Here is a 5,374-nt window from a genome sequence, read left to right on the forward strand (position 1 = left end):
CTTGAAGATTAAACGTACAAATTAATGCGTTCTCGTCTAGTCTCTGGACAAACTTGTTGTCATCTACATCATTTAATATTTGTTTTAAATTACGGTCCATTCTATTCGAGTTTTCAAACGTGCCACGTTAGCAATATAGCCTACCCTACAAATTATTATTAATGAATTTACAAAAGATTTTAACTCAATAAGAATTTAATGCCTAGTTTTTTTAAAGAAAATGAAGAAAGAAATCTGTTATTGCAGAAGGCCATGGAAACTATTGCAATCTAAAAAACCAGAGTAGAAAAGTAGATAGTGGAGGCGTGTTTACCTGTATAAGCGAGGACTTATATAGTGCTCCTGTACATGATAAGGAAAAAAAAGTTATTGCCACTGAAGCGCCTGGACAGCAAAACAAGATACAGGCACAATTTGGTTTGAAGACTAAAACCTCCCATAAACAAAAAAGCATCCCAATCTTCGGTTAAGAAAAAAGGAAAGCTTTCCATTGGATAAAGTTGAAAGATTTCAACTCTACTACCTATGACAGACTACTACATCTGTCAAACAACACAACTAATTTTTATTGCCAAAAAAAGCTCCAATTTCTTGGAGCTTTAGCAATTTAAGCGGTCTGGACGGGACTCGAACCCGCGACCTTCGCCGTGACAGGGCGACATTCTAACCAACTGAACTACCAGACCGTTGCTTTTTGCATGCTATCCAACTAAATTCCTTAGACTTTAGGCCTTCAAGCGGGTGCAAATATAAGCGCCTTTTTTTATATGTCAAACATTTTTAATGAAATTTTTATCTTTTTTACTTTAAATAAATTTTTGACGCTCTATCATATAGGTTGTCAGGATATTATCGAATTTTTTATTGATGTCTGCTTCCACATATTTTATCTTATATTGTCCGCATTTTAGCTTTATGGCTTCAAAATAATCTCGAACAGCATCTTTATAGGTGTCTTTTATGTTTTCTGCATACAAATTTATGTGTTCGCCAGTCTCCACATCCACAAAACGCTTGGGCACATTATCGAAATCAAAGAGCAGTTCTTTTTCCTTATCAAAAACATGAAATAACACTACCTCGTGTTTGTTGTATTTTAAATGTCGTAAGGCATCAAACAATTTGTCTTCGGCTACTTTTGTTTGTAGCATATCTGTAAAAAAGAAAATTAAAGAGCGTCGTTTTATGTTTTCAGCTATTTGATGTAAATAGGTATAGGTATCGGTTTGCCTTTGTTCTGGTTTAGAAACTACCAGTTCACTTAATTGATGCAATAACATGTGGTGGTGTCTTTCGCTTCCTTTTTCTGGGGAATAGAAATCGTAAGAATCGCTATAAACACTTAAACCCACAGCATCTCTCTGTTTTTTTAAAACATGCATTAAAGATGCCGAAGCCAATGCAGCAAAAGCAATTTTATTTAAGCTGTCTATGGAAAAGGATTTCAGCTCTGGATAATGCATGGAACTGCTATTGTCTATAATTAAATGACAGCGTAGATTGGTTTCCTCGTCATAACGCTTTGTATACAGCTTATCCGTTTTGGCATAGAGTTTCCAGTCTATATGTTTGGTGCTTTCACCTTGATTATAAATTTTATGTTCAGCAAATTCAGCTGAAAAACCATGAAACGGACTTTTATGCATACCTGCAATAAAGCCTTCAACTACTTGTTTGGCAAGTAAATCAAGGTTTTTAAAGCCACCTGTTTTATTGAGTTCTAATTGTAAATCCATAAGCCTCTAAACTAAAAAAGGTTTGTCGTTAAAGCAAACCTTTTATCTTTTCTTTTAGAAAATGCGCTTACTAACTTGAAACATCGAGACTACTACAAAAAAATAAACATGCTTTCTAATTCTATATACTTATAAGATTTAGAAATTTGCTCTAATTGCATGATTTCGAATAAAATGATTACATTTAAAAAATAAACCTTAAATCTTAAACCATGAAAATTACTAATTATTTATTACTCAGTCTTTTTGTTTTCGGTCTTATGTCATGCTCCAGCGATGATGATGGAAACTCAGATAATGGCAATCCACAAGAGGTTACCATTTTAGGCCTATGGAATGCTTCTGAAATGAGCATCAATGGCACCGTTGTCGAACAGAATATAACCTCTAGCTTTAATGGCATGGCTACTGAAATGACGGGGAATGACATTACCTTTAATGAAGACCATACCTTAAGCGGGAATAGTGCCCCATTTAATATGGAGGTGCATTATGTTATTGAAGGGCTACCACCATTCACCCAAACACAAGAAATGAATAGCGCCATGGCGCATGAAGGCACATGGAGTCGTGAAGGAAACATGCTCTATATTCAAGAAAATGGCTCCACTGATAGAGAAGGGTTTACTATCGAAACGCTCAATGCTACAACTCTTAAAATATCTGGAGATCAAAACAGCACCAGTGTGGGAGACGATTTTCCTGCTGGTTCTACCTTTAATGTTACTATTACTTACAGACGATAAACACTGTGAAACCAATCCGATGTGGATTAAAAGTCACCTTTAACTATAGGTGATTTTATAAATAGGATCAAATAAAAATGACTTTAGTAGGTTGAATATTTTACAGCTTCTTTTAAGTCTTCTAAAATTAAAAAAGGCAAACACAATACAAGATGATTGCGTTTGCCTTAATCATTTAAATTAACAGCTTAACTTATCTATTTCTAGATTTTTCCGCTTTCAGTTTAGCCGATGGCGACGAAGACTTAGATTGAAGTCTTCTTTGGGTTTGCATAACTCTAGAGTTTTCTTCCGTTATTTCAAAGGAAAAAATAGGCGCTATATCGTTTGCTATATCTGAGCCTCCAGAATTACTTGGGAAGCCTACAGGGAAATTGCCATTATATGGGTTTTGTGTAGATGTTGGTATTTCTACGCCATTTAAAATAACAGACACTACAAAGTTAGTAGCTACAGAAGGATTACAATTTTCATACATATCTACATACACGTAATAGGTACCAACTTCTATGGTTGCATCGTCTGGATAGTAAATATTTTCATTATTAACACCATCTATTTCACAAGCTGGATTAGAGTCTAAATCTAAAAAACCACCATTGGTACTAGTCTCATTATTATAATATATATGATCTCCATTTGGCTCTATAAGGTGTAAGTCTACATCTTTATCATTATCAAATGAAAGACTTACCTGCAAGGCTCCAGTACCCACGCTTATTACCAATAGATCGGCATAAATAGCACGACTTACGCGATTGTTTGCATCTAGGTATGCCAAGCGAACGGTAAATTTCTCTTGATGGTTTAATTGGTTAATTTTTAAAATAAAGCTTTGGTTTAAATCGGAATTGTCTTGTGGAACAAGTTCAAAGTATCCTGATTTATCTACAGCACTTATAAATAATTTTTGGGCTGGTGTAGTGGTTAGGATGGTTGCATACGCAGTTCCGCCAGGAATAACATGCGTATTCAAACTAACGATTTCCAAATTAGCATCTGAATTGGACTCTGGAAAACCTTGGTCCATCAAGATGGCATCTTGCACGTTAAACAAACTATTAACAGCAGCCACTTCTTGACTACCAGAGTCGTCATCACTACTACAAGAAAAAATTAACACGGTTACTAAAGCTAATGAAAAGCTTCTTAAAAATTTTAGTTTCATTTTAATTATGTTTTATGTTATACATCTTAATGCGTTTTATAAAAAAAAGTTAACATTATTCTAATTTTTTTTATAAACAACTAAACACCAAAGTATTACAAATTTTAACTAAAACAAAATCTAATTTAGCTATTTCGCATAAAAAAAGGCTTGCTGTTAAAGCAAACCTTTTTATCATTTATATAGAAAGCATGTTACAAAAGCGCATCAATAGCTTCGGTATAAGCACTTTTTTGTGCCACACCAACTTGACGTCCCACAACTTCTCCATTTTGGAATACCAAAACTGTTGGGATGTTACGTACACCATATTTTGCTGCAAATTCTTGGTTTGCATCTACATCTACTTTTCCAACAACGGCCTTGCCTTCGTATTCTTTGCTAATTTCTTCAATGATTGGCCCAACCATTCTACATGGTCCACACCATGCAGCCCAAAAATCTACCATTACTGGTATGTTGCTCTTTAATACTGTTTCTTCAAACGTTGCATCTGTTATATCTAATGCCATAATTTATAATTTAATGTGTTCTACTTCTTATTATTATACAATATTAGTCAAAAATTTTGCCAAAGCTTACACCCTGACAATTTGTTTTGTTTATCATGGGATTAGCTGAGGCTATGCTGCCAAATTGGGTGCATCCCTTTTTCGAAATTCCACATCCTGTCAGGCTCTCCTTCTATTGCTATTTTCAAGCCTGCCCACTAGATACTCATGGCACCCGTGTAATTATGTTAATTCAACTTATAAAAAACATCGTTCGATTCCAATTCGTCTAAAAGCTCTTGAGAAATCTTCACCTTTTGCTTTCTACTTGGCATGTTCAATTTTATTTGTTCTTCAGTATCATAAATAATGAAACTTAGCAAATTATCTCCTGAGTGCATGGTAAATAATTCTTTTAACTTTGAAATACGGGCTTCTTGCAAATCGGATATCTGCAATTGAATGGATAACTTTTTGGCATAAGTATCCATAACATCATGCAGCAATTGAAAATTATTAAACTGCATTCTTGGCTCGCTTTTAGTTCCTGTTTCCCTATTCACCCAACCTTCACGAACAAACATCTTGACATAAACAAAAGAGTTTTTAAGAAGGAAATGTCTGAATTTTAAATACTCCTCGCCAAAAATTCGGAACTCAAAACTATCGGTATAATCTTCAATAGTAAATAAAGCCCAACCTTTTCCTACTTTACTCACTCGATGCTGAACATCTGATACAACCCCACCAAAAGTAAGTTCTCTATTTATATAAGGTCCTAAATCTCTTAATAAAGCCAAATTGGCATTACAAAAGGTTTTCATTTCTATTCTGAAATCGTCCAAGGGGTGACCGGAAATATAAATCCCGACCACTTCTTTTTCTCTTGCCAGTTTTTCCATGGTTCCCCATTCTTCGCAAGGTGGCACTAATGGTTCGGCTATCTGCACGTCGCTAGCTTCCCCAAACAAACTTACTTGTGCCGAATTTTCGTTTTCCTGGTGCTTGGCACCATATCTTATCGCTTTTTCCAGAAAAGTTATACCATCGCCATCGTCATGAAAATACTGTGCTCTATGTGTGTTATCAAAACCATCAAAACCGCCAGCCAAGGCTAAATTTTCAAAAGCTTTTTTATTGGCGGCCCTTAAATCAATGCGTTTTGCAAAATCGAAAATCGATTTATAATTACCATCTTTCCGGTTTTCAACAATGGTTTTTACGGCGCCATGT

General features: G+C 35.0%; 6 protein-coding genes and 1 tRNA gene. 2 read left to right on the top strand and 5 right to left on the bottom strand.

Annotated elements, in window-relative coordinates:
* Nucleotides 1–305 precede the first annotated feature (305 nt).
* Nucleotides 306–470 (top strand): hypothetical protein, encoded by a 165-nt coding sequence (locus VKY41_RS00220; RefSeq protein ID WP_500812418.1) that lies wholly within the window; start codon nucleotides 306–308, stop codon nucleotides 468–470.
* A gap of 142 nt (nucleotides 471–612) precedes the next feature.
* Here VKY41_RS00220 and VKY41_RS00225 read toward each other — a convergent pair.
* A tRNA-Asp gene (locus tag VKY41_RS00225) sits at nucleotides 613–686 on the bottom strand.
* 120 nt (nucleotides 687–806) lie between these two features.
* Nucleotides 807–1,736 (bottom strand): DUF58 domain-containing protein, encoded by a 930-nt coding sequence (locus VKY41_RS00230; protein ID WP_500812419.1) that lies wholly within the window; start codon nucleotides 1,734–1,736, stop codon nucleotides 807–809.
* A gap of 212 nt (nucleotides 1,737–1,948) precedes the next feature.
* On the opposite strand from VKY41_RS00230, the gene VKY41_RS00235 reads away from it, so the two are divergent.
* Nucleotides 1,949–2,482: a lipocalin family protein gene (locus VKY41_RS00235; RefSeq protein WP_500812420.1), complete on the top strand. Its 534-nt coding sequence runs from the start codon at nucleotides 1,949–1,951 to the stop codon at nucleotides 2,480–2,482.
* Between the two features lie 193 nt (nucleotides 2,483–2,675).
* On the opposite strand, the gene VKY41_RS00240 is transcribed toward VKY41_RS00235, so the two are convergent.
* From VKY41_RS00240 to VKY41_RS00250, 3 genes are all read right to left on the bottom strand, one after another.
* Nucleotides 2,676–3,650 (bottom strand): YfaP family protein, encoded by a 975-nt coding sequence (locus VKY41_RS00240; protein ID WP_500812421.1) that lies wholly within the window; start codon nucleotides 3,648–3,650, stop codon nucleotides 2,676–2,678.
* Between the two features lie 194 nt (nucleotides 3,651–3,844).
* Nucleotides 3,845–4,162, bottom strand: coding sequence for a thioredoxin (gene trxA, locus VKY41_RS00245; protein ID WP_500812422.1), 318 nt, complete (start codon nucleotides 4,160–4,162; stop codon nucleotides 3,845–3,847).
* A 227-nt stretch (nucleotides 4,163–4,389) separates the two neighbouring features.
* The coding region (locus VKY41_RS00250; protein ID WP_500812423.1) for a helix-hairpin-helix domain-containing protein at nucleotides 4,390–5,374 on the bottom strand (985 nt) is incomplete at its 5' end.

This window comes from Xanthomarina sp., from assembly GCF_035306605.1.
Lineage (GTDB): Bacteria > Bacteroidota > Bacteroidia > Flavobacteriales > Flavobacteriaceae > Xanthomarina.